Source organism: Psychrobacter sp. 1U2, from assembly GCF_051847575.1.
This window is the reverse complement of sequence record NZ_JBPYDC010000215.1, coordinates 1-1,387: the sequence shown is the minus strand read 5'-3', so window position 1 is coordinate 1,387 and position 1,387 is coordinate 1. Positions and strand designations below refer to the sequence as shown.

At 34.5% G+C, this 1,387-nt stretch carries 2 protein-coding genes; both read left to right on the top strand.

The genetic code is table 11. From position 1 onward, the window contains the following. The first annotated feature begins 58 nt into the window (after positions 1–58). Positions 59–982, top strand: a complete 924-nt coding sequence (locus ACS8FD_RS14605; RefSeq protein ID WP_439263240.1) for a hypothetical protein — start codon at positions 59–61, stop codon at positions 980–982. A 19-nt stretch (positions 983–1,001) separates the two neighbouring features. After that, on the top strand, positions 1,002–1,387 hold a 386-nt coding region (gene trpA, locus ACS8FD_RS14600; protein ID WP_439276387.1), incomplete at its 3' end, for a tryptophan synthase subunit alpha.

The following is a 1,387-nucleotide window of genomic DNA, read 5'->3' as shown; positions in this document are numbered from 1 at the left end:
GTTAACATGTCAGGTCGCGGTGACAAAGATTTGCATTCAGTGATGAAGGCAGAAGGGATTGAAGCCTAATTTTAATGAAGAGTCTTATCTCACAGCGGTTTATAATAAAAGTGAAAACTTTGAGAAACTGATAAGCGTTGTTGCATCCACTGGGTTTAAGACCTCCACCTTGATTGGTGGAGGGATAATGTTGTATTACTGTTTCAAAATCGGATATTTCCCTACGGATCTTTCAATCAGTGATACCTTTATATTTATTGCCCTAACAGTAGTGTTCGGTATATTTTATTGTTTAACCTTATCAGCTATTAAAATGTTGTTTGATATTACTTTAGGGCTTTTACTTTATGTGAATATAAAGGTTTTTAAATTTAAAAAAATCATAGTATTTTCTAATATTATGTATAGAAAATACAGATTTAATTTAGATACAGTATTTAAATCTATCTTTATTGCCTTGTGGTTAAGTTTTATGCTCGTGTCAAATATAATAGAAGTTCTTGATATTTTAAGTGTTCTAGGTATATTTCTCATAGCAGTTTTTTTTTACGAAATAAGTTCCATTAAGATTAAAGAGCAAAGACTCAACAAAGGATTAGGTCTTGCAGATTTGGAGTTTACCAATAAGAAAGAGTTTTTGAATATAACTGTATTTTCGATAACAGTTCTACTTTTGGTTTTTTCAGGTATGAAAGTTGAAGGATTTATCAATTCCTCTATGCAGATACTAAGTCTTGCTAACGACAATGTATCAGTCCATGTTCAAGAACCATACAATCAATACTTAATAGAATATGGTATTAAATCAAGCGATAGTAATTTCGGAAACCATTATGTTAGGACTGATAATGTCGATGTGTTAATGCAAGGTTTAGGCGATAATATTGTGATTCTATTTCCAAAGAATAGTGAGCATGGAGTTGTAGATAAAGTAAAAATTATACTTCCAAGAGACAAAGTCCATATCATTGATAATGAATAAATTTAATAAGAGAACCATTATGACCCGAATTGAAAGCACCTTTGAAACATTAAAATCACAAAACAAAAAAGCCCTGATTCCTTATGTAATGGCAGGCGACCCCAATCCTAGTAACTTTGTTGGCTTGCTACATGACTTAGTGAAGCATGGCGCAGATATGATCGAAGTTGGCTTACCATTTTCTGACCCTATGGCTGATGGTCCAACTGTGGCCTTGGCGGGTGAGCGAGCGTTAGCAGCCGGTACCAGTACTCGTGACGCACTAAAAATGGTTGCAGAGTTCCGTCAAACAGATACGCAGACACCAATCATTTTAATGGGTTATCTCAATCCTGTTGAAATCATCGGCTATGACAATTTTGTCGCATTGTGTGAGCAGTCAGGCGTTGATGGCTTATTAATGGT